This window comes from Pseudoalteromonas phenolica, assembly GCF_044788725.1.
GTDB classification, from domain to species: domain Bacteria; phylum Pseudomonadota; class Gammaproteobacteria; order Enterobacterales; family Alteromonadaceae; genus Pseudoalteromonas; species Pseudoalteromonas phenolica_C.
This window is the reverse complement of the sequence record NZ_CP173161.1, coordinates 3,493,989-3,514,745: the sequence shown is the minus strand read 5'-3', so window position 1 is coordinate 3,514,745 and position 20,757 is coordinate 3,493,989. Positions and strand designations below refer to the sequence as shown.

At 43.0% G+C, this 20,757-nt stretch carries 19 protein-coding genes; 11 read left to right on the top strand and 8 right to left on the bottom strand.

Annotated features, from left to right (window positions below; genetic code table 11):
- Positions 1 to 10: 10 nt before the first annotated feature.
- From accC to cutA, 5 genes are all read right to left on the bottom strand, one after another.
- Positions 11 to 1,354 carry an acetyl-CoA carboxylase biotin carboxylase subunit gene (gene accC, locus ACH784_RS15920; RefSeq protein ID WP_404391838.1) on the bottom strand — a complete coding sequence of 448 codons (1,344 nt, stop codon included), beginning with the start codon at positions 1,352 to 1,354 and terminating at the stop codon, positions 11 to 13.
- A 23-nt stretch (positions 1,355 to 1,377) separates the two neighbouring features.
- The gene (gene accB / locus ACH784_RS15915; protein WP_404391836.1) at positions 1,378 to 1,833 is read right to left on the bottom strand and encodes an acetyl-CoA carboxylase biotin carboxyl carrier protein; all 456 of its coding nucleotides are present in this window, start codon (positions 1,831 to 1,833) and stop codon (positions 1,378 to 1,380) included.
- Positions 1,834 to 1,850: 17 nt separating this feature from the next.
- Positions 1,851 to 2,312, bottom strand: a complete 462-nt coding sequence (aroQ, locus tag ACH784_RS15910) for a type II 3-dehydroquinate dehydratase (RefSeq protein ID WP_404391834.1) — start codon at positions 2,310 to 2,312, stop codon at positions 1,851 to 1,853.
- A gap of 231 nt (positions 2,313 to 2,543) precedes the next feature.
- Positions 2,544 to 4,310 carry a protein-disulfide reductase DsbD gene (locus ACH784_RS15905; RefSeq protein WP_404391832.1) on the bottom strand — a complete coding sequence of 589 codons (1,767 nt, stop codon included), beginning with the start codon at positions 4,308 to 4,310 and terminating at the stop codon, positions 2,544 to 2,546.
- Positions 4,310 to 4,630, bottom strand: coding sequence for a divalent-cation tolerance protein CutA (cutA, locus tag ACH784_RS15900; protein WP_138481626.1), 321 nt, complete (start codon positions 4,628 to 4,630; stop codon positions 4,310 to 4,312). The genes ACH784_RS15905 and cutA overlap by 1 nt, the downstream gene beginning before the upstream one ends.
- Before the next feature lie 187 nt (positions 4,631 to 4,817).
- Here cutA and ACH784_RS15895 point away from each other — a divergent pair, with 187 nt between their 5' ends.
- The 8 genes from ACH784_RS15895 to ACH784_RS15860 all read left to right on the top strand — a co-directional run bounded on the left by ACH784_RS15895 (position 4,818) and on the right by ACH784_RS15860 (position 14,211).
- Positions 4,818 to 5,360, top strand: coding sequence for an FxsA family protein (locus ACH784_RS15895; protein WP_404391830.1), 543 nt, complete (start codon positions 4,818 to 4,820; stop codon positions 5,358 to 5,360).
- Positions 5,361 to 5,509: 149 nt separating this feature from the next.
- Positions 5,510 to 5,797, top strand: coding sequence for a co-chaperone GroES (locus ACH784_RS15890; protein WP_058028548.1), 288 nt, complete (start codon positions 5,510 to 5,512; stop codon positions 5,795 to 5,797).
- Between the two features lie 46 nt (positions 5,798 to 5,843).
- Positions 5,844 to 7,490 carry a chaperonin GroEL gene (groL, locus tag ACH784_RS15885; RefSeq protein WP_138561414.1) on the top strand — a complete coding sequence of 549 codons (1,647 nt, stop codon included), beginning with the start codon at positions 5,844 to 5,846 and terminating at the stop codon, positions 7,488 to 7,490.
- A gap of 180 nt (positions 7,491 to 7,670) precedes the next feature.
- Complete coding sequence (locus tag ACH784_RS15880; protein WP_404391827.1) at positions 7,671 to 8,930, top strand: endonuclease/exonuclease/phosphatase family protein; 1,260 nt, start codon at positions 7,671 to 7,673, stop codon at positions 8,928 to 8,930.
- A 272-nt stretch (positions 8,931 to 9,202) separates the two neighbouring features.
- Positions 9,203 to 10,267 (top strand): efflux RND transporter periplasmic adaptor subunit, encoded by a 1,065-nt coding sequence (locus tag ACH784_RS15875; RefSeq protein WP_404391825.1) that lies wholly within the window; start codon positions 9,203 to 9,205, stop codon positions 10,265 to 10,267.
- Positions 10,267 to 13,320 (top strand): efflux RND transporter permease subunit, encoded by a 3,054-nt coding sequence (locus ACH784_RS15870; protein ID WP_404391823.1) that lies wholly within the window; start codon positions 10,267 to 10,269, stop codon positions 13,318 to 13,320. Before ACH784_RS15875 ends, ACH784_RS15870 begins: the two co-directional genes overlap by 1 nt.
- Positions 13,321 to 13,434: 114 nt before the next feature.
- Positions 13,435 to 13,920: a DUF3016 domain-containing protein gene (locus ACH784_RS15865; RefSeq protein WP_404391821.1), complete on the top strand. Its 486-nt coding sequence runs from the start codon at positions 13,435 to 13,437 to the stop codon at positions 13,918 to 13,920.
- A gap of 87 nt (positions 13,921 to 14,007) precedes the next feature.
- Entirely contained in the window at positions 14,008 to 14,211 is a 204-nt protein-coding gene (locus ACH784_RS15860) for a hypothetical protein (protein WP_404391819.1), read from the top strand.
- Positions 14,212 to 14,283: 72 nt separating this feature from the next.
- Here the strand turns inward: ACH784_RS15860 and ACH784_RS15855 are convergent, their stop codons facing one another.
- The 3 genes from ACH784_RS15855 to coaBC form a co-directional block, all read right to left on the bottom strand.
- Positions 14,284 to 17,040 (bottom strand): S9 family peptidase, encoded by a 2,757-nt coding sequence (locus ACH784_RS15855; RefSeq protein ID WP_404391817.1) that lies wholly within the window; start codon positions 17,038 to 17,040, stop codon positions 14,284 to 14,286.
- A gap of 170 nt (positions 17,041 to 17,210) precedes the next feature.
- Positions 17,211 to 17,801 (bottom strand): nucleoid occlusion factor SlmA, encoded by a 591-nt coding sequence (gene slmA, locus ACH784_RS15850; protein WP_404391815.1) that lies wholly within the window; start codon positions 17,799 to 17,801, stop codon positions 17,211 to 17,213.
- A 206-nt stretch (positions 17,802 to 18,007) separates the two neighbouring features.
- On the bottom strand, positions 18,008 to 19,195 hold the full coding sequence (gene coaBC / locus ACH784_RS15845) for a bifunctional phosphopantothenoylcysteine decarboxylase/phosphopantothenate--cysteine ligase CoaBC (protein WP_404391813.1): 1,188 nt from the start codon (positions 19,193 to 19,195) through the stop codon (positions 18,008 to 18,010).
- A 131-nt stretch (positions 19,196 to 19,326) separates the two neighbouring features.
- Between coaBC and radC the strand changes: the two genes are divergently transcribed.
- The 3 genes from radC to rpmG all read left to right on the top strand — a co-directional run bounded on the left by radC (position 19,327) and on the right by rpmG (position 20,677).
- Positions 19,327 to 20,001, top strand: a complete 675-nt coding sequence (radC, locus tag ACH784_RS15840; protein WP_404391811.1) for a DNA repair protein RadC — start codon at positions 19,327 to 19,329, stop codon at positions 19,999 to 20,001.
- Between the two features lie 272 nt (positions 20,002 to 20,273).
- Positions 20,274 to 20,510 carry a 50S ribosomal protein L28 gene (gene rpmB / locus ACH784_RS15835; protein ID WP_058028557.1) on the top strand — a complete coding sequence of 79 codons (237 nt, stop codon included), beginning with the start codon at positions 20,274 to 20,276 and terminating at the stop codon, positions 20,508 to 20,510.
- Between the two features lie 11 nt (positions 20,511 to 20,521).
- Positions 20,522 to 20,677, top strand: coding sequence for a 50S ribosomal protein L33 (gene rpmG / locus ACH784_RS15830; protein WP_005493124.1), 156 nt, complete (start codon positions 20,522 to 20,524; stop codon positions 20,675 to 20,677).
- Positions 20,678 to 20,757: the final 80 nt, after the last annotated feature.

Sequence of the window (20,757 nt, the reverse complement as noted above, 5' to 3'; positions counted from 1 at the left end):
AAGCGGTGTCTTATTGAAGACCTAGCTTTTTCTCTAGGTAATGAATGTTCGTGCCACCATTTTGGAAGTGCTCATCCGCAAGGATGTCTTTATGTAATGGTGTGTTGGTTTTAATACCATCGATCACTAATTCATTTAAAGCATTACGCGCACGCGCAATTGCAACGTCACGGTTCTCACCATAAGTGATAAGCTTACCGATCATTGAGTCGTAATGTGGTGGTACAGTGTAGTCAGCATAAATGTGGCTGTCCCAACGAATACCTAAGCCGCCAGCAGGGTGGAAGCGTGTGATTTTACCCGGTGAAGGAATAAAGCTCACAGGATCTTCTGCGTTAATACGACACTCAATTGCGTGGCCTTTAATCACAACGTCATCTTGTGTGATTGATAGAGGTTGACCCGCAGCGATTTTCAGCTGCTCTTTGATTAGGTCAACACCAGTAACCATTTCAGTTACAGGGTGCTCTACCTGAATACGTGTATTCATTTCGATGAAGTAGAATTCGCCATTTTCGTATAGGAATTCGAACGTACCCGCACCGCGATAACCGATTTCGATACATGCACGTGTACAACGATCACCTATGAACTTACGCATTTCAGCTGTGATACCTGGCGCTGGTGCTTCTTCAACGACTTTCTGGTGACGACGCTGCATTGAACAGTCACGCTCACCTAAGTGAATAGCATTACCTTGACCATCAGCTAACACTTGAACTTCGATGTGACGTGGGTTTTCAAGGAATTTCTCCATGTAAACCATGCCATTACCAAAGAACTGCTTCGCTTCTTGTTGAGTTAATGCGATTGAATCAATTAACTCTTGTTCAGAGCGAACAACACGCATACCACGACCACCGCCGCCACCTGCTGCTTTGATGATTACCGGGTAACCAATACGTTTAGCGATTTGAACGTTACGCTCGTTGTCTTCAGTCAGTGGACCGTCAGAACCTGGTACACAAGGTACACCGGCTTTACGCATCGCTTCGATGGCTGACACTTTGTCACCCATTAAACGAATTGTGTCGCCTTTAGGACCGATAAATACGAAGCCACTTTGCTCAACTTGATCTGCAAAATCAGCATTTTCAGATAAGAAACCGTAGCCCGGGTGAATTGCAACTGCGTCAGTTACTTCAGCCGCAGCAATAATACGAGGAATATCAAGGTAACTTTCAGACGCCGCTGGTTTACCGATACAAATCGTTTCGTCTGCAAGTAGCACGTGCTTTAAGTCACGGTCAGCTGTTGAATGCACAGCAACCGTTTTAATACCTAGCTCTTTACAGGCACGCAATACGCGAAGTGCAATTTCACCTCGGTTCGCAATGACTACTTTGTCTAACATAGCATTTGCCTTCTATTGCGTGATTATTCGATGATAAATAGTGGTTGGTCGAACTCTACTGGCTCACCGTTTTCAACTAGGATAGCTTTAACTACACCTGCTTTGTCAGCCTCGATTTGGTTCATCATCTTCATCGCTTCAACGATACATAGCGTGTCGCCAACGTTTACAGACTGACCAACTTCAACGTACGCAGGCGCTTCTGGAGAAGCTGCTGAATAGAAAGTACCAACCATTGGAGAAAGTACTTTATGGCCAGCAGGCTCAGCCGCAGCTGCAGGAGCCGCTTCAGCAACTGGTGCCGCCGCAGGGGCTGCAGCTGGCGCAGGAGCAGCAAACTGTTGAGGCTGCGCTGCAACTACAGGTGCATTGCTATAACGGTTAATACGTACCGATTCTTCACCTTCAGTGATCTCTAGCTCAGCAATACCTGATTCTTCTACTAATTCGATAAGTTTTTTAATTTTGCGAATGTCCATGATGGCCCGCCTGTTAGTTAATTTGCGTTATTTTTGTTGTGCAAAAGGTGATGTGCAGCATTTAATGCAGCTTCATAACCTAATGCGCCTAATCCACATATCACCCCTTCGGCCACGTCAGAAAAGTAAGACTTATGGCGAAAAGGTTCTCGTGCATGTACGTTAGATAAATGCACTTCAAAAAACGGTATGCTGACACTTAGCAGTGCATCGCGCAGTGCGACACTGGTATGGGTAAAAGCAGCAGGGTTAATGACGATGGCATCAATCTTTTGCCAAGCATCATGGATTGTATTTATTAGCTCTGCTTCATTATTACTTTGCACATGTGTCAGCGTGATATTCAGTTGCTCAGCTTGCTTCTCTAGATTGCTCACAATATCTGCAAGAGTCTGTGTGCCATACTTTTCAGGCTCTCTACGGCCTAACATATTTAAGTTTGGGCCATTGAGTACTAAAATCTTAAATTTTGCAGACATAATTCGTGAAATTCCTTAAAAGCTATAACAAACTAAAAATACACTCTATTCAGTTCGTTAAACTAAGCCGTTCGATTGAAAATAGCAACTTTTTCTCACGTTCGCAGACTATTATAGAGAGTTCGTGTTAAATAGCAGCAAAATACTGGTCTAATCAGCAGGGTGGTATAAAAGTGTGATGGTGTTGGCTGCTTGCTAAAATTATCAGCTAGCAGCCGTATTGTTGGGTGTTTATTGTACTGTTTGACGTACTTTTTCTAGATGAGATGTAAATTCTTCGGCGCTTTGAAAGCCTGTGATACGTAAATTGCTCAGCTCGTTGCCTTGCGCATCAAAAAATAGGATGGCGGGTAAACCAACCACATTAAAGGTTTGGTAAATCTCTTTACTCACCTCATTGGTCACAGTCAGATCAAGTTTTAATAAAGAGAAGTCTTTGAACGCTTGTTTTACCTTGTCGTCAGAGAAGGTGTATTTCTCAAACTCTTTACAGGCCACACACCAATCAGCGTACAAGTCGACCATGGCAATCTTGCCCTGTTGATTGGCTTGGGCGACTTCTTCTCGAAGCGCAGCTAAATCGGGGAGTTGTTTAAATTTACCATCAGATGCTGTGGCAACCGCTGTCACTTTTGCTGGTGGCATTAAAACGTGCTTTGCCGTTAAAACACCGCCAATCAAGAACAACACGGCAACAGCCCAAAGTGAAGTTTTAAGCTTGCCACTTTGTTCTTGGCTTTGCCAATGATGTAAAAACAGCGCGGTTATCATCAGCCATACACTGCCAAGTAAAAGAATGGTATTCCATTCGAGAATGCGTTCTAACAAAACTAAAGGCACAACAAGCATCACAAAGCCAAACAGCATTTTCACTTGTTCCATCCAAGCGCCCGCTTTAGGTAGTAATTTACCGCCAGAAGTACCCAATAGTAACAGTGGTAGACCCATGCCAAGACTTAACACATAAAGGGTTAAACCACCTACAAGATAGTCGCCACTTTGCGCAACATACAGTAGTGCAGCAGAGAGCGGAGCCGTGGTACATGGTGAGGCGATTAAACCAGACAGCACACCCATAAAGAATACGCCCGTGTAGTTACCGCCTTTTTGTTGGTTGCTGACGTTAGTTAAACGCGTCATAAACTTCTCTGGCAGTTTAATTTCGTACCAACCAAACATGGCAAAAGCCAATAATACAAACAGTAAGCTGAAGCTAATCAGTACCGCAGGGCTTTGTAAGTAACCTTGAATTTGCCCACCAACCGCAGCCACAACCAGACCAAGCGCAGCGTAAGTGACGGCCATGCCTTGTACATACACAAATGACAGTGAGAAGGCCTTTTTCGTCGATAGCTTTGATTGGCCAGCAATCAGACTCGACAGAATAGGGAACATAGGGAACACGCAAGGTGTAAACGCTAACAGTACACCAACCCCAAAAAAGACAGCTAAGTTGGTTAAAAAATCTTGCTCAGCGAGCTTATTGACGAAGTCGTTACTATTATTACCCGCTGGCGCAGCAGTTTCGGCTGCTTTATTTGTCTTATCTGACACTTTGTTCAGCATCGAAAGCGGAATGGTGATCACTTCTGGCGGATAACAGAGTCCCGCCTCGGCACAGCCTTGATAACGAATCTTGACGACTGCATCTTCGCCAATATTGCTTAACTTGGAAACAATAGACAGAGAATTAAAATAAACTTCGGTTTTACCGAAAAACTCATCTTCTATTTCAACGCCAGTTTCTAGCTCTGGTACTTTTATCTGTGCATTTTTGGCGATGATCTCGAGCTTATGCTTATAAATGTAGTAACCAGGCGCAATGTCCCAGCCAGTGAATAAAATAGTGCCTTGCTGGTCAAAGTCGAACTGAAAAGCTTCGTTTACCGGTAAGAAGGTTTGTTGTTTTGGGGCTAAAAGGCTATTTAACACCGTGTTGTTCGCTGCCTGTGCGGGAAGCATAAACAGCAAGCAAAGCAAAAATGCCACTATGCGCATTAACTCAGTACCTCATTTATCCAATTAAAATAGTCAGGGTTGCCAGTCGATACATCAAGAACTTGGATCTCAGGCACATCATAGCTGTGATGGCATTTAATACATGCCATTAATTCTTCCAAGCGTTGTACGTTGGTCTTAATGAAAAGTTTACTTTCGGTTTGCTGTTCAACTTTTCCTTGCCATACATACACAGACTCCACTTCGGGCAAAATGTTTACACAGGCAGCCAATTTTTTTTCAACGAGTATCGCAGCAAGTTTGCGCGCGTCATGTTTAGTCTCACATGTTGTGAGCACAATTTTATAATCGCTTGTCATAAGGTACTTTTCTCAAAAAACTGTTCACCAAACCACACACCATACTAGCGCAATGAATGGGCTAGCCCAAACGCTCGTTTACGCAAACTTACAATATAGTTGCCATATAAAGGTGTATTTTGCGCCAGATTACTTGAAAATAGACCGAACTAGCCATATTTCTCTTTCATTGACTTTAGGAGACCCTATGTTCCGTATTTTATTTTTGCTTTTTATTGTGGTTCCCATTATTGAGATTGCGCTACTTATTCAAGTGAGTGATGTGATTGGTGGGTTTGCGACCATCGCATTAGTCATTATTACCGCCATCATCGGTGCTAAATGTGTTAAACAACAAGGTTTAGGTGCGTATACCAATGTGCAGCAACAAATGGCACAGGGCCAGTTGCCGGGCGAGCACATTTTTACCGGTCTGTGTGTGATCATTGCCGGTGTATTATTGATGACTCCGGGTATTATGACTGACGTACTTGGTTTTCTTTTATTAACCCCAGCTGTGCGCCGCTCATTATCTAAAGCGTTACTGGCGCAAGCATCAGTAAAAGTACAAACAGGTTTTGGTGGTGGCTTTGGCGCAGGTTTTGGCCAAAACGGCCAACAAAGCACGCAGCAAAACAATCCTTTTGAGCAGCAAGCAAATCGTCCGTTTGAAGACGCGCAACCTCGTCAACCAGAGCGTAACGTTGACGGGTCGAACACCTTTGAAGGTGAATACAAGCGTAAAGATTAAAAATTTTTAATTTTTTCTCTTGGGTTTTGAAAAATACATCCCCATAAAGAGTTGCAACAAAGATTTAAAGTTTTAGCCCAAGGCAATTGGGCTAATTGGTAGAAAATAAATATTCTGTCATTGTTCAAATTGTTAGGAGAACTACACACATGAACATTCGTCCTTTACATGATCGCGTTATTGTTAAGCGTCTAGAAGAAGAAACAAAGTCTGCTGGCGGTATCGTACTAACTGGTTCTGCAGCAGAAAAATCAACTCGTGGTGAAATCGTTGCTGTTGGTAACGGTCGCGTGTTGGACAATGGTGAAGTGAGAGCACTTCAAGTAAAAGCAGGCGACACTGTACTGTTTGGCTCATACATTGAGAAAACAGAGAAGATCGAAGGTCAAGAGTACCTGATCATGCGCGAAGACAATATCTTAGGTATTGTTGAATAAGTCGAACTTACGGTTTTTACATACAGAATTTAGAGGAATATAAAACATGGCAGCTAAAGAAGTATTATTCGCAGGTGACGCACGCACAAAAATGTTAGCGGGCGTAAACGTACTAGCAAATGCAGTTAAAGTAACTTTAGGCCCTAAAGGTCGTAACGTTGTTTTAGACAAGTCATTTGGCGCACCAACTATCACTAAAGACGGTGTATCTGTAGCGAAAGAAATCGAACTAGAAGACAAGTTCGAAAACATGGGCGCACAGATGGTTAAAGAAGTAGCGTCTAAAGCAAATGACGCTGCAGGTGACGGTACAACAACTGCAACTGTACTAGCACAAGCTATCGTGAATGAAGGCCTTAAAGCGGTTGCTGCGGGTATGAACCCAATGGACCTTAAGCGTGGTATCGACAAAGCAGTCGTAGCTGCAGTTGAAGAACTAAAAGCGCTTTCAGTACCGTGTGCAGACGCAACTGCAATCGCACAGGTAGGTACTATCTCTGCAAACTCAGACAAAGAAATCGGCGATATCATTGCTGAAGCAATGGAAAAAGTAGGTCGTGAGTCTGGTGTTATCACCGTTGAAGAAGGTCAATCTCTAGAGAACGAACTAGACGTTGTAGAAGGTATGCAGTTTGACCGCGGTTACCTATCTCCGTACTTCATCAACAACGCTGAAAAAGGCCAAGTTGAGCTAGATAACCCACATATCCTTCTAGTAGACAAAAAAGTATCAAACATCCGTGAGCTACTACCTACACTAGAAGCGGTTGCTAAAACAAGCAAGCCATTACTTATTATTGCTGAAGACCTTGAAGGTGAAGCATTAGCTACTCTAGTAGTTAACAACATGCGTGGCATCGTGAAAGTTGCAGCGGTTAAAGCGCCAGGTTTCGGCGACCGTCGTAAAGCAATGCTACAAGACATCGCAATTCTAACTGGCGGTACAGTTATCTCTGAAGAGATTGGTCTAGAGCTTGAAAAAGCAACGATTGAAGACCTAGGTACAGCTAAGCGCGTTGTTATCACTAAAGATGACACTACCATCATCGACGGTGTTGGCGAGCAAGCGGCAATCGACGGTCGTGTTGAGCAGATCAAAGCACAAATCGCAGAAGCAACGTCTGATTACGACAAAGAAAAGCTACAAGAGCGCATGGCTAAACTAGCTGGCGGCGTAGCTGTAATCAAAGTGGGTGCTGCAACTGAAGTTGAAATGAAAGAGAAGAAAGACCGCGTTGAAGATGCACTACACGCAACTCGCGCTGCGGTTGAAGAAGGTGTTGTACCAGGTGGTGGTGTTGCACTAGTACGTGTAGCAAGCAAGATTGCTGAGCTAACTGGTGAAAACGAAGACCAAAACCACGGTATTAAAGTTGCACTACGAGCAATGGAAGCGCCACTTCGTCAAATCGTTTCAAACGCAGGTGATGAAGCATCAGTAGTTGTAAACAACGTTAAAGCGGGCGAAGGTAACTATGGTTTCAACGCGGCGAACGGTACTTACAGCGACATGCTTGAAATGGGTATCCTAGATCCAACTAAAGTAACGCGTTCAGCACTTCAGTACGCTGCATCAGTTGCGGGTCTTATGATCACAACAGAAGCTATGGTTTCTGAAATCCCACAAGACGCTCCAGCTGCACCAGATATGGGTGGCATGGGCGGAATGGGTGGCATGGGTGGAATGATGTAGTCCGAACCCAAGCACTAAACGCTTATAAAAAACCTCGCTTTTGCGAGGTTTTTGCGTTAAGGGCTATGCTTAGTCACTTGTCGTAATGCGTTGAGTTATTAGAATTAAGTATTTACGCTAAGGCAATTTTAAATTCTAACAGCTGCTGAGAACCGGGCTCAGCACGTAAAGGATATTTTCATGAATAAAAGTGTATTGGTGTTTAGCTTATTAGCCAGTTTAAGTATGGCGGGGTGTTCACTAAATCAATTAACTACCGATGAGTCGGCTGGATTGTCATCTCAAGAAACACCAAGCCAAGCACAAACCCGTGATTTGGGTGTGCCGGCTAAGCAAGGTGAGCTCCGAGTTGCGGTTTTTAATGCGTACTTAAATCGCAAAAATGCCGGTGATATTCTGGCTGATGTGCAAAGCGGTAACGATACACAAATTAAAAAAGTGGCAGAGATCATTCAACGCGTTCGTCCTGAAGTGTTATTACTGGCGGAGTTCGATTATGTGGCCGGTGGCAGTGCAGTAAAAGCGCTGCTTAAAAATTACTTAAACGTCAGTCAAAATGGCGTGAAAGACATTGATTACCCTTATTTTTACCTTGCTGAATCTAACACGGGTATTGTCACTGAATTTGATTTAAACAATGACGGTAAAATGGGTGTCGGCGGTGGCGACGCTTATGGTTTTGGAGTATTTCCTGGGCAATATGCCATGGTGTTGTTATCGCAGCATCCAATCATCACTGATGAAGTACGCACCTTTCAAAAGTTCTTATGGAGAGACATGCCCAATGCAACGCTGCCAGTAAACCCAGAGACGGGTGAAGCCTGGTATAACGAGGAAGAGCTTGAAATATTTAGGCTGTCGTCGAAAAGCCATTGGGATGTGCCAGTAAAAGTGGGTAATGAAGTCATTCATGTGCTTGCCAGCCACCCAACACCGCCAGTGTTTGATGGTAAAGAAGACAGGAACGGCTTACGTAACCATGATGAAATTCGCTTTTGGTGGGATTATGTGAACCCAAATGCATCTGGCTACATTTATGACGATAAAGGCCAAAAAGGTGGATTAGGCAAGAACAAGCGCTTTGTGATCATGGGAGATTTAAATGCTTCTCCTGATGAAGGCAATGGCACGGGTAACCCAATGGCTAAATTGTTTGCCAGTGAATATATAAATGGCAGCCTCATGCCTGTTAGTGTGGGCGGCGTTGAGAATGCACCCAATAATCCGTTTTCTGCGACTCACACTGCAGATTGGAAGATGCGTGCTGATTATGTGATCCCATCAACATTTGGTATTCAGGTTGAGCAAACAGCAGTATTTTGGCCGAGTAAAACCGACGAGAACTATCATCTAGTCGGGCCGGGGTTACAAAGTTCGGATCATCGTCTGGTTTGGTCTGATATTACATTAAATAAGCAGGCAACTGACGATACTAAGTAAAGCGGTAAAATAATTTATTACACCGCATTATTTATTTTGAAACTTTCTTGCAAACAGAAGCTCAAAGGCTTCGGTTTTTTATACCAATACTTTAGTAAATCTCTTACCCAAAGTTCAGGTTAGTTAACCCTGGTTAAGTATAAGTCTGATATGCTTAATAAAAGTGCAGGCCTATCTCACGAATGCTGAAAAGTTAGCTACAGTTAATGAGATAACAAAAGGCTATCCTTCCAGCCTGTTTCGTCTAATAAGAACATCACGGTGATAAGACAATGAAAACAACATACTCGCTTTTGCTCGTTGCAACATTTGCACTCCTATTAATTGGCTGTTCTGAACAGCAATTAGAGTCAGATAAAAAAGCGCAGTTGCGGCCAGTTCGAACTTTACAACTTGTGGAACAAAGTGAAGGACCTTTGCAAGAGTTTCCGGCGGTGGTGGATGCGGCGAGCACAGCTGACTTGTCATTTAAAGTGCCTGGTACAGTGACCGATTTGTACGTTAAACAAGGGCAGTCGGTGCAAGTCGGCGACCTTATCGCACATATTGATGATACAGATTACAAGCTATCACTCGATGAAGCACAAGCCAATTACGATAAAGCCAAAGCTGATTTTGCACGTGCAGAGCAGTTAATTGTTTCTGGTACTATTAGCCAGTCTGATTACGACACCTTAAAGTCGCAATTTACCAGTGCCAAAACTAAGCTAGCGAATGCAAAAAACAACCTAGCATATACCACCTTAAAAGCGTCTTTCACTGGCATTGTATCGCGCACCTATGTTGAACAATTTGAGGAAGTACAAGCCAAACAAGCCATTGCGACTCTGCAAAACATTCAGCACATCAATTTAAAAGTGAATGTGCCTGAAAGCATTATGATCCGCGTGAGTAAAGAGGCGCCAAAACAAGTATTTGCTGAGTTTGCTGCGATTAAAGATAAGCGTTTTCCCTTAGAGTTTTTTGAAGTGAGTACACAAGCGGATGAAGCGACAAAAACTTATGAGGTGACATTCAGCATGCTGCCACCTGATGGCTACAATATTTTACCTGGTATGACAGCAAAAGTGATGGCGGGTACGCCTAGTCGTTCTAATTCAAATCTTTACCTACCTTTAGCGACGGTCTTAAAAGATAACCAAGGCAACTATGTTTGGACTGTTGAGCCTCAAGCAGAAGGGCAGGGAAAAATCATAAAAACCCCTGTTGTGATTGGCGAAATTTCATCGCTAGGCTTTCCTGTTATATCGGGTGTTGAGCAAGGCGCTTTCATAGTGACTGCGGGTATGAGCAAAGTAACCGATGGGCAAATAGTGAAGTTTTCAGGAGGTAAGTAATGAACATTACTCGCCTCGCCTTAGAAAACAATCGCACCACATGGGTGTTGATCTTGGTACTTTTACTCTCGGGTATACTCGCCTTTGACAAAATGCCGAAAGACTATGACCCTGGTTTTATTATCCGTACTGCGCAAGTGGTGACTTACTTTCCGGGGGCAAGCCCACAGCGTGTTGAAGAGCTTGTAACAGATAAAATCGAGAAAGTAGTGCAGCAAATTCCTGAACTCGATTTTGTCAGTAGTACCTCAAAAACTGGGGTATCGATTGTCAGTGTCAATATTAAAGAAAGCTACAAAGAGATGCGACCGATATGGGATAACTTGCGCCGTAAAATTCAATCGATAGAGAAAGATTTACCGAGTGATGTACAAGCCCCGATCGTCAATGATGAGTTTGGGGATGTGTTTGGCGTAGTCATTGGTTTAACCGCAGAAGGCTACACCTATCGTGAAATGGAAGATGTGGCTGAGCAAGTGCGAGATCAACTGCTACGCTTGCCAGAAGCGGCGAAAGTCGAGATCTTTGGTATACAAGAACAGCGAGTGTTCATTGAGTTTGAAAATGCCAAAATGGCAGCGCTCGGTATCACGCCAAATCAATTAAAAGATCAACTTGCTGCTCGCAACATCGTCAATCCCGGTGGCTCAATTTATATTGAAGATGAAACTTTGGCCTTAGAGCCAAGTGGTAATTTTGAGTCAGTGGAAGATATTGCCAATACCATCATCAATGTGTCGGGCAGTCAGCAAGTGATCTTGCTCAGTGATATTGCCCGTGTCTATCGCGATTACGTTGACCCAGCTAAGAGCAAGGTGCGAGTTGCCCAGCAAAGCGGCATGACCATTGCCATTTCTATGCGTCAAGGTGGTAATAACCTACTGCTCGGTGAGCAAGTGATTAATGCTCTGCATCATCTAGAATCGGTTTATCCGATTGGGGTTGAGTTCAAGCTGTTGTCATTCTTACCCAAAGAAGTTGAAAAGAAAGTCTCGGACTTTGTGTCTAACCTTGTACAAGCTGTTTTAGTGGTTACCGTGGTCATGTTGTTTAGTCTTGGTCTTAGAACGGGTTTGATTGTCGCGAGCCTTATTCCAATGAGTATGGTGTTAGGCATTTTGGTGATGTCGTTTTTCAATATCAGCATCGATCAAATCTCTTTAGCTGCATTGATCATCGCATTGGGTATGTTGGTAGACAACGGTATCGTGATGTCTGAAAACATCATGGTTCAGATGGAACGAGGGAAAGCGGCCATAGACGCAGCGGTTGATTCGGCTCAAGAGCTGAAGATTCCATTACTGGTGTCCTCTCTCACAACGGGCGCGGCGTTTTTACCTATCTTTTTAGCAGAATCAACGACGGGGGAATATACCGCCTCGCTATTTAAAGTGGTGACCATTACCTTGCTATGCTCTTGGTTATTAGCGATGACCATGATCCCCATGCTATGTGTTTACTTTACTAAGGTGAAGAAAGAGTCGGCTAATTACGATACGGGCTTTTACCTGTTCTATAAAAACATTTTGGCTGGACTGATTAAGTATCGTTGGTTCACGGTAGTCGGCTGTGTGGGTATGTTGTTTATTGCTATCCAAGGTATGCAATACGTACCTAAATTGTTCTTCCCTCCGTCAGACCGTGATTATTTTAAAGTTGAATTAGAGCTTCCTATCGGGACGCGCATTACTACGACAGAGTCGGTTGTGCGTGATGTGGAGTCGTTTATTGCTAACAACTTAAAAGTAAACGAACAAACGGAGCAAGGTGTCACGGACTGGGTGAGCTATATCGGTAATGGTGGGCCTAGGTTCTTATTAACACACAGTCCTGAGCCAACCAGCTCGAATTATGCCTTAATGATCATCACCACGACGTCGTACAAACACATCGATAAAGTGATGAAGCAGATTGAAGACTATGCCTTAGCACGTCACCCAGATCTGCTTTTAAAGCTACGCAAAATAGAAAACGGTGCACCGATAGCCAACCCGGTTGAAGTGAGATTACTCGGTGATGACATCAATGTACTGATGGGGATTGTTGATGAGTTAAAAGCGAAAATGCGTGAAACATCGGGCTTAAAGTCAATCAGCGATGATTGGGGCTTACCAATTAAAAAGCTACAAATCAAAATTGACCAAGCACGAGCTCGCAGAGCGGGCTTGTCTAGCCGAGATATTGCAAACTCTCTACAAACTGGCTTAAGTGGTATGGAGCTCACTAAATATCGTGAAGGTGACGAGCTTATACCAATTACCTTGCGTTCAATCGCAGGTGATAGACAAGATATTGGTAAGTTAGAGGCTATGGTGGTGTATTCACAAGCAACAGGCCGCTCTGTGCCTCTGAAGCAAGTTGCTGACATCGAAGTGGTGTGGGAAAGCGCACAGATTTTACGTCGTGATCGCCTAAAAGCCGTTAAAGTTGGTGCGCAAATTGAGGGCATTACCGCCAATGAAGGGTTTGCTCAGCTACTTCCTTGGCTTGAGGCACAAAAAGCAAATTGGCCTTATGGGTATGATTATGAGCTCGGTGGTGAAGCCGAATCATCGGGCAAAGCCAACCAGTCAATTGCAGATAAAATGCCGATTGCCATCTTTATTATCGTGATTTTATTAATTGGCCAGTTTAACTCGATCCGTAAGTCGGTCATTGTCCTAACGACAATCCCGCTTGGTTTTGTTGGTGTAGTTGCAGCGCTGTTACTTGGACAGTCATTCTTTGGTTTTATGACGTTACTGGGGGTGATTTCACTGGCGGGTATCGTGATCAATAACGCGATTGTATTGCTAGAGCGTATTAAGATGGAGCTAGATGAAGATAGCAGTAATCCTATACAAGCCATTATTTATGCCGCACAGCAGCGTATGCGACCCATTTTGCTAACAACGGCGACAACGGTATTGGGTTTAGTTCCGCTGTACTTAGGTGGTGGTGAAATGTGGGAGCCGATGGCGCTGACAATTATGGGTGGGCTATTATTCTCGACACTTTTAACCCTAGGAGTCGTACCTGTGTTGTATGCACTGCTTTTCGGTATAAAAAAGTAACAAGCTAAAACAGTTCGTGTCTAAGTGTAAAAGTGTGTAATTGTGGCCCTAAAAAGGTTTCCATTACGCACTTTTTTGCTCATTATAGAGACGAAAGTCTTTTAGGAGGTCATCATGAAAAAGTTATGTTTCACCCTGCTCGCATTGAGTATGCCATTTCTAAGTATCGCTGGAGAGGCGAAAGTTACTTGGAAAGACTTTAATGACTATCGCGATGTGTATCCAGGAAATGAAGTGAAAGGCGCATATCACAAACGCGTCGCTAAGCAGTTTGAAAAGCATATTAGCAAACTGGCTGAGCAGTTGCCTGAAGGTTACAAACTAAACGTGACTTTTGATGACATAGACCTTGCTGGCGACGCGAGAATGAATATGCAAGATATACGTGTGATAAAGCCAATTTATTTTCCAAGGTTGACAATAAGTTATACCGTACAAGATAAATCAGGTGCAACAGTGAATAGTGCTGAGAAGCTAGTATTAAAAGATATGGGCTTTATGGACCGCTTAAAAAAAGGTAGAGAGACTTCCTTTTACTATGAAAAACAGTTGCTTAATGAATGGTTTGAGAAAAAGTTATTAAGTAAGCAAGAGTCTTAATTAACAAATATCATTCAAAACGGTTGTATTTTGGAGTTTTATTGGGTACGTTTTTAAAGCACTAAAAAATAATGATAAGGAAAAATCATGAAATTTAAACTTAAAAAAACGCAACTTAAAACGCTAACTAGTACATCCAACACTCTCGGCCATGAGGCAACACCTCATGTTGCAGGTGGTAGTAGTTATGCAACTTATCGTTGTCCTCCTCCGCCAGTTGACTCAAATGCTTGCTCTATGGATTGCTTTTCTGCGCCAGAGCCAGGTCAAGCATGTGTCATAACGGGTTAAATTAAGTTCTTAAGGAAAACAAAGCGGCATTAAATGATGCCGCTTTTTTGTATTTGTTTAAAGAGTGTTCAATTACTCAGGCTGGTGTTTAACCCCGTTTTTGATCCAATCAGCTGCAGGTTTTCCTTTTAGGTGATGATCAAAGTATTCCATCATACGAACTGAAAAATCCACTTGGTTCGGGAATTTCTTCAGATGATGTGGTTCGCCCTCGTATTGTAAAAAGATAGCATCTTTATTGTGTCTGCGAAGTGCTAAGTAGTACTGAATACCTTCTTGCCAAGGCACTGCGCCATCGTCATCACCAAACATAATCATTACAGGTGTATTCACTTTATCAGCAAAGAATACTGGTGAGTTTTCAATGTATAAATCGAGTGCTTGTGTCAGTGGTTTACCAATACGGCTCTGACCAGTTTCATACTGGAATTGACGAGCAAGACCCGACTTTAAACGAATACCACTATATGCTGATGTCATGTTAGACACTGGTGCCCCTGATACAACGGCTTTAAACATATCGGTTTGCGTGATCATAAAGGCACTTTGGTAGCCTGCCCAAGAGTGACCTTGTAAACCAATTTTATCTGGGTGTGCTACACCTATATCAATCAGCTTTTGTGCGGCGTTGATCATGGTTTGAGTTGATGATGGGCCCGGCTTGCCGATTTCAAAACGAATATCAGGTAAGAATAATGCGTAACCGTTCGAGGTAAACATTGGGAAGTTAGGTCTGTGATTTAACTCCATTTTCGGGAAGTTATACATGCGTTGGCTCATGTATCGGTAGAAATAAATCACCGTAGGTACTTTATCGCCTTCTTTATAGCCCGCAGGTTTGATTAACACACCTTGTAAGTCTTCGCCGTTATAACCTTTATATTGCACTAATTCAGGCTTGCCACCCCATGCAAAGTTCTTCACTTGTGGGTTTAAGTTTGTCACTTTTTTAGGTTTAGCGAATGTGCTGGTGGTTTGCCAAAAATCAGGGAACTGATGATAGCTTTCTTTGGTGAAAATCAGCTTGTCAGCGTCTTTTGCTTTAGCAATTAGCTCGTAGCGAGCTTCGCCTTTTAGCACTGTTTTTACTTTACCTGTCGCTAGGTTCAGCGTTGCTACGCCCGACTGTTTATTTTCAGTGTTGTGGGTATGCAGCATTAAGGTGTCGTTTGCAGCAAAACCAAGCTGGTTTTTATCAAGATGTTTTACGCGGTATTGGGTGTTTGTTTCTCGGCCCTTTGTTAAGCGCGTAGCTTGCTGCGTTTTTACATCGAACGCCCAAATATCAAACTTCGAGTAGACATACACAATTGAACCATCAAGCTGCCAACCCGCAAAGCCATAGCCAGGTTGTTCGCTTGGGTAGTCGTGCTTGTCATCGGCGAAAATCGCTTCTCTGATAGCTTTTGTTAGAGGTGACAGAGATTGTGATGATAAGTCTTTTAACCAAACCTGCTGGTCTTTAAAGAATGCAGCATGGCTTCCTGTCGGAGATAGGCTTGGTCTAAACGGTGAGCCTTCGATGATTTGAGTTTGCTCACCAGTTTGTACATTAATGGCTGCATAATCGTTGAAGAAACCTTCATACATAATGCGCTCTAAATGTGGCTTATCGTTACTTGCGAGTAAGAAGTTCGCTTCGGTGTTTAAGCGAATATTTGGCGCTTGCTCGTTAGCAAGCTGCACAACTTGCTCACCATTTAGATGATAAACCGCTTGATAGTGGCGGTTTTTGTTCGCTTGTTGCCATGTTTTAGCTTCACGGGTTTTAATTTCAGCATCATTATTGTGCCAAACCTGTAGGCCTTTTTGAGCGCGAATGGTGTCGAAGTCAGTGAGTGACGCCTCGTCTTCGTATTTTAGCTCTTTTTCTTTAGCTTCAAGTAGGGGGCGGTTTTGGAAGTATAAGCGCTCGCCTTGCTCAGACCAGGTTAGTTTGGCCGTTTTGCCCGTGAACCAACCTGTTGGGTTGTTTATCTCTTTTAAGGTATTGGTATCACTGTGCCACAGGGTAACTTGATGATCGCGACGACGTGTATCGTCATTCACATAATTGGCCATGTTAAAGGCAACAATAGGCTTTTTAGGGTGCCAAATTGCTTGGCTTAAGGTGACACCTGGCTCGTCGAATAAACTGCTTTGCGTTTGTGTATTTAAATCAAAAAAGCCAATATGGTTTTTTGCGCCATGTTCATCGTGAACATTAAATAGAACGCCATATTCTTTAGGGCTCAGTGCAAACTTACCAACATGCTCAATGGCAGTTTTGCTCATATCGCGTAGGTTTACGATTACCAGAGAGTAAAACTTATCTTTTTTATCGGCCTTGATTTCGCTTTCAGGCTTGTCAGCTTTTTTGTCTGTTTTATCGTCTTCTGGTTTTTCTTTGGTGCGATAAGCAAGCCAGTTACCGTCATCACTAATTTGGTAATCAACCACTTCAGCAAAGGTGGTTTGCTGATGTGTGTTGGTATTAATCAAAATAAGATGATTTTTTAGTTTCTTCTTATCTTTTTTCTTGGTGGTTTCTTTTTCTAATAGGGTAGGCACTTGCGTGAATGTTACCCAGTTTGCAGCCTTGTTGATCTGTGGCTTAGTACCTTGCGGAACACGCGCAATGACCTTGTTGGTCTTTAAATCGTAGACTAAGCCTTCGCTGTTGCCGCGATAAGGCTTTGCAGAAAAAGTCAGAAATTGGCCGTTTTCAGAAAGTTGCTGACCTTGTGCATAACGAAAATCAAATACATCCTTAAATTCAAGATTTGATTTCGCCGCAACAGGCAAGCTGCACAGCACACTGGCTGCAATAAGAGAGTGGAACGCCTTCATGGTGCAAACCTAATTTTACTTATAAAGGTTTTTTTTATCATGCAGCAGGCAAAGACAAAAGGGCGATGCGGTTAATAACAGTATTATTGAGGATTGGTATGAGAAGTGAAACAGTGATTTTTGGGCACAAAAAAAGCGACGTCCGTCGCTTTTTAGAAATTAATTGGCCATTAAGCTAACCAGATTTTTTGTAACTCTTGCCACTGCGCTTCGAATTGGTTGCTTGGGCGCGTTTTAAAATCACTACGAACAAACTGATTCATCTTACCTTCGATGTAAGCTAAGAAGAAATTGGCCAAGGCAGCTTCGTCAGTAGTAAAGGCTTTACCTTCTCGAAGTTTACGTTCACGAAGAACTTGTTTGAACTGGGTTTCTAACTTTTCAAACAGGCCTTGAATGCGTTCACGCAAACGCTCTTGCTCACCTTGTAGTGCATCACCTGTAAGAATGCGTGTGATCCCCGGGTTCTTTTCTGCAAACGCTAGAATAAGAAGCAAGATGTTATAAACACGACCCTGCGTTTCTTTTTCGTTATCTAAAATGATATTGATACGAGAAAGTAGAGTGTCTTCAATGAATTCAATTAAACCTTCAAACATGCGGGCTTTGCTTGGGAAGTGACGGTATAACGCCGCTTCAGATACGCCTACTTCAGCCGCTAATTTGGCTGTTGTGATACGTTGACCAGGGCTGGTTTCAAGCATTTGTGCGAGAGATTGTAGTATTTGCTCTTTGCGATTACTGCGCTTAGTCGCTGGCATGAATGGTCCTTTAATTTATCGTTATTATGTTCTATTTATTGTGTGCTTAATGCGATGCATTACACTGTGCAAACCCCAACTAGCTCACACTTTGTTGGGGTTATGTTAATGGTTTATTCAGCTTGGTGCCAGTGTTTTAAAGTGACTTTCATTCATGTTTTGTACTGAAAAAAATACACTGTTGTAAGCCTTTGTTTTAAAGGTTTTTATAACTTTTCAGAAAGTGCCTTTAGTAGAGACATAGCAAGTTCAGCTTTGTTATTGACCCCTAAGCTAAGCTGATCATCTTGCCAGAATAATGTTAACGCATTGTGATCTGAGTTAAAGCCAAGGCCTTCTTGAGAAACGTCATTAGCGCAGATCATATCAAGATTCTTATTTTGTAATTTACCTTTGGCGTACTTTTCAACATCTTGTGTTTCAGCTGCAAAGCCAACCGTATAAGGGCGATTTTTTTGAAGGGCGGCAACTTCGGCAATAATGTCTGGATTTTTCACCATGGTGAGGGTGATCTCATCGCCTTGTTTTTTGATCTTTTGCTCTGCCACATTGGCTGCGCGATAGTCAGCAACCGCAGCACACCCGATAAAAATATCTGAGTTTTGCGCATGCTCAAGGGCGGCATCTCGCATCTCTAATGCACTACTGACTTTGATGACTTTAGCCTCAGCTGGTGGCGTTAAAGTCACTGGGCCAGAAATAAGTGTCACTTTTGCACCTAACTTTAGAGCCGCTTCAGCAATGGCATAACCCATTTTGCCTGAGCTGTGGTTGCTAATATAACGCACTGGGTCGAGGGCTTCACGGGTTGGGCCAGCAGTAATGGCAATGGTTTTACCTGCCAGCACAGGTTCAATGTCATCGCGTGTACAAAGCTCAACGAGTTCCATGGGCTCCAACATTCTGCCCGCGCCCACATCGCCACATGCTTGTTCGCCTTTACCCGGGCCCCAAATATCAACACCACGTTCAGCAAGGGTTTTTAAGTTGGCTTGGGTTGCCGCGTGGGCATACATTTGTTGATTCATTGCGGGTGCAATAGCGATTTTTGCCGGTGTGGCAAGTAATAATGTGGTGAGTAAATCGTCGGCAATACCTGCTGCCATTTTTGCGATGATGTTTGAACTTGCTGGGGCAACGAGAATTAAGTCAGCCCATTTGGCAAACTCAATATGGCCCATGGCCGCCTCAGCACTCGGGTCGAGTAAAGAATCAGAAACAGGTTCTCCAGATACTGCTTGCATAGTCAGTGGAGTAATAAAATGCTTGGCTGAGTCGGTCATAACCACTTTGACGTTGCAATTATGTTCTTTTAAACGTCGTACTAATTCAGCACACTTATAAGCAGCAATACCGCCACTGATCCCCAAAACAATATTTTTTGCCTGTTTCATAGCTTGTTAAATCCAGTAAAAACTTGCCTAAACTCTATCATAGAGAAGTGACAGAAGGGTAACGCGCTTTTGCCTTTTATACCTTTTTGACTACACTTCAGAACTTAGGAACAAGGAATTAAGGACAATCTATGCAATTGAGTGCATTACCAAAACACACCCTACCGAGAGAAAAACTATTACAAAAAGGCCCGCATGCATTGAGCGATGCAGAGCTTTTGGCAATATTCTTAAGAACTGGTATCGCCGGCATGAATGCCATTGAGCTGGCAGAGTCACTATTAACGCAAAGTCGGTCATTACAAAACTTATTTAATGCTAGCTTAAAAGAGTTCTCTGCTTTTAAAGGCTTAGGGGAGGCAAAATATGTGCAGTTACAAGCGGTGCTTGAGTTAAGTAAACGCTATATGCGTGAGGCGTGTCAGCGAGATACCGTTTTTACTTCACCTGATGCAGTGAATGATTACCTATGTTTACAATTAAAAGGGCTAGAACATGAAGTATTTATGGCGCTGTATCTAGATAACCAGAACCAACTCATCCATGATGAGATTTTATTTAATGGCACCATAAACGCAGCGAGTGTTTATCCTAGAGAGGTAGTTAAAGCAGCGTTAAAGCACAACGCTGCTTCATTAATTTTTGCGCATAATCATCCCAGTGGTATTGCCGAGCCGAGTGAAGCCGATAAATTAATTACCCAAAAATTGCAAAAAGCCCTCGCTTTAGTGGACATTCATGTTTTAGATCACCTTATTGTCGCTGGTAATCGTTGCATATCTTTTGCGCAGCGGGGCTTGATTTAAGTGATTTTCAGCAAGAAAACGTTAAAAAACGCAGCTTTGCTCAAAATATTGCAAATTAGTTTAATTTAAATGCAGTTTTTACTTTCCTAAGCACGATTCGATCATTATAATTGGCCGCTATCAAATTTACATATGAGCTGATTGATAGGACTAGATCCTTGATCTTTGCCTGCTAATGCTGTATAAAGAGCGCCCTCTGATTTACCCCAGGGCAAACAGTTAAGGCCCAAGGGAAAATTAAGCTCGAGCGAAGTTATTGGAGATATATAGACATGTCTAAAGTCTGTCAAGTTACAGGTAAGCGCCCAGTGGTAGGTAACCACCGTTCACACGCGCGCAACGCTACTAAGCGTCGCTTCCTACCTAACCTACAAACACACCGTTTCTGGGTTGAAAGCGAAAAACGTTTTGTTACTTTACGTACTACTACTAAAGGTATGCGTATTATCGATAAAAAAGGCATCGACGCGGTATTAGTAGATATCCGTGCTCGCGGCGAAAAAGTTTAAGGAGCTGAATCATGCGTGATAAGATCCGTTTAGTTTCAACTGCTGGTACTGGTTATTTCTACACTACCGACAAGAACAAGCGTAACATGCCTGAAAAAATGGAAATCAAAAAGTACGATCCTAAAGTACGTAAGCACGTGATTTTCAAAGAAGCTAAAATCAAGTAATTTTAGTTTTAAAGAATTCAAAAACCCAGCCTCGGCTGGGTTTTTTGTTTTTAGGCGACGAGAAACTTGTTTCTAAGCTC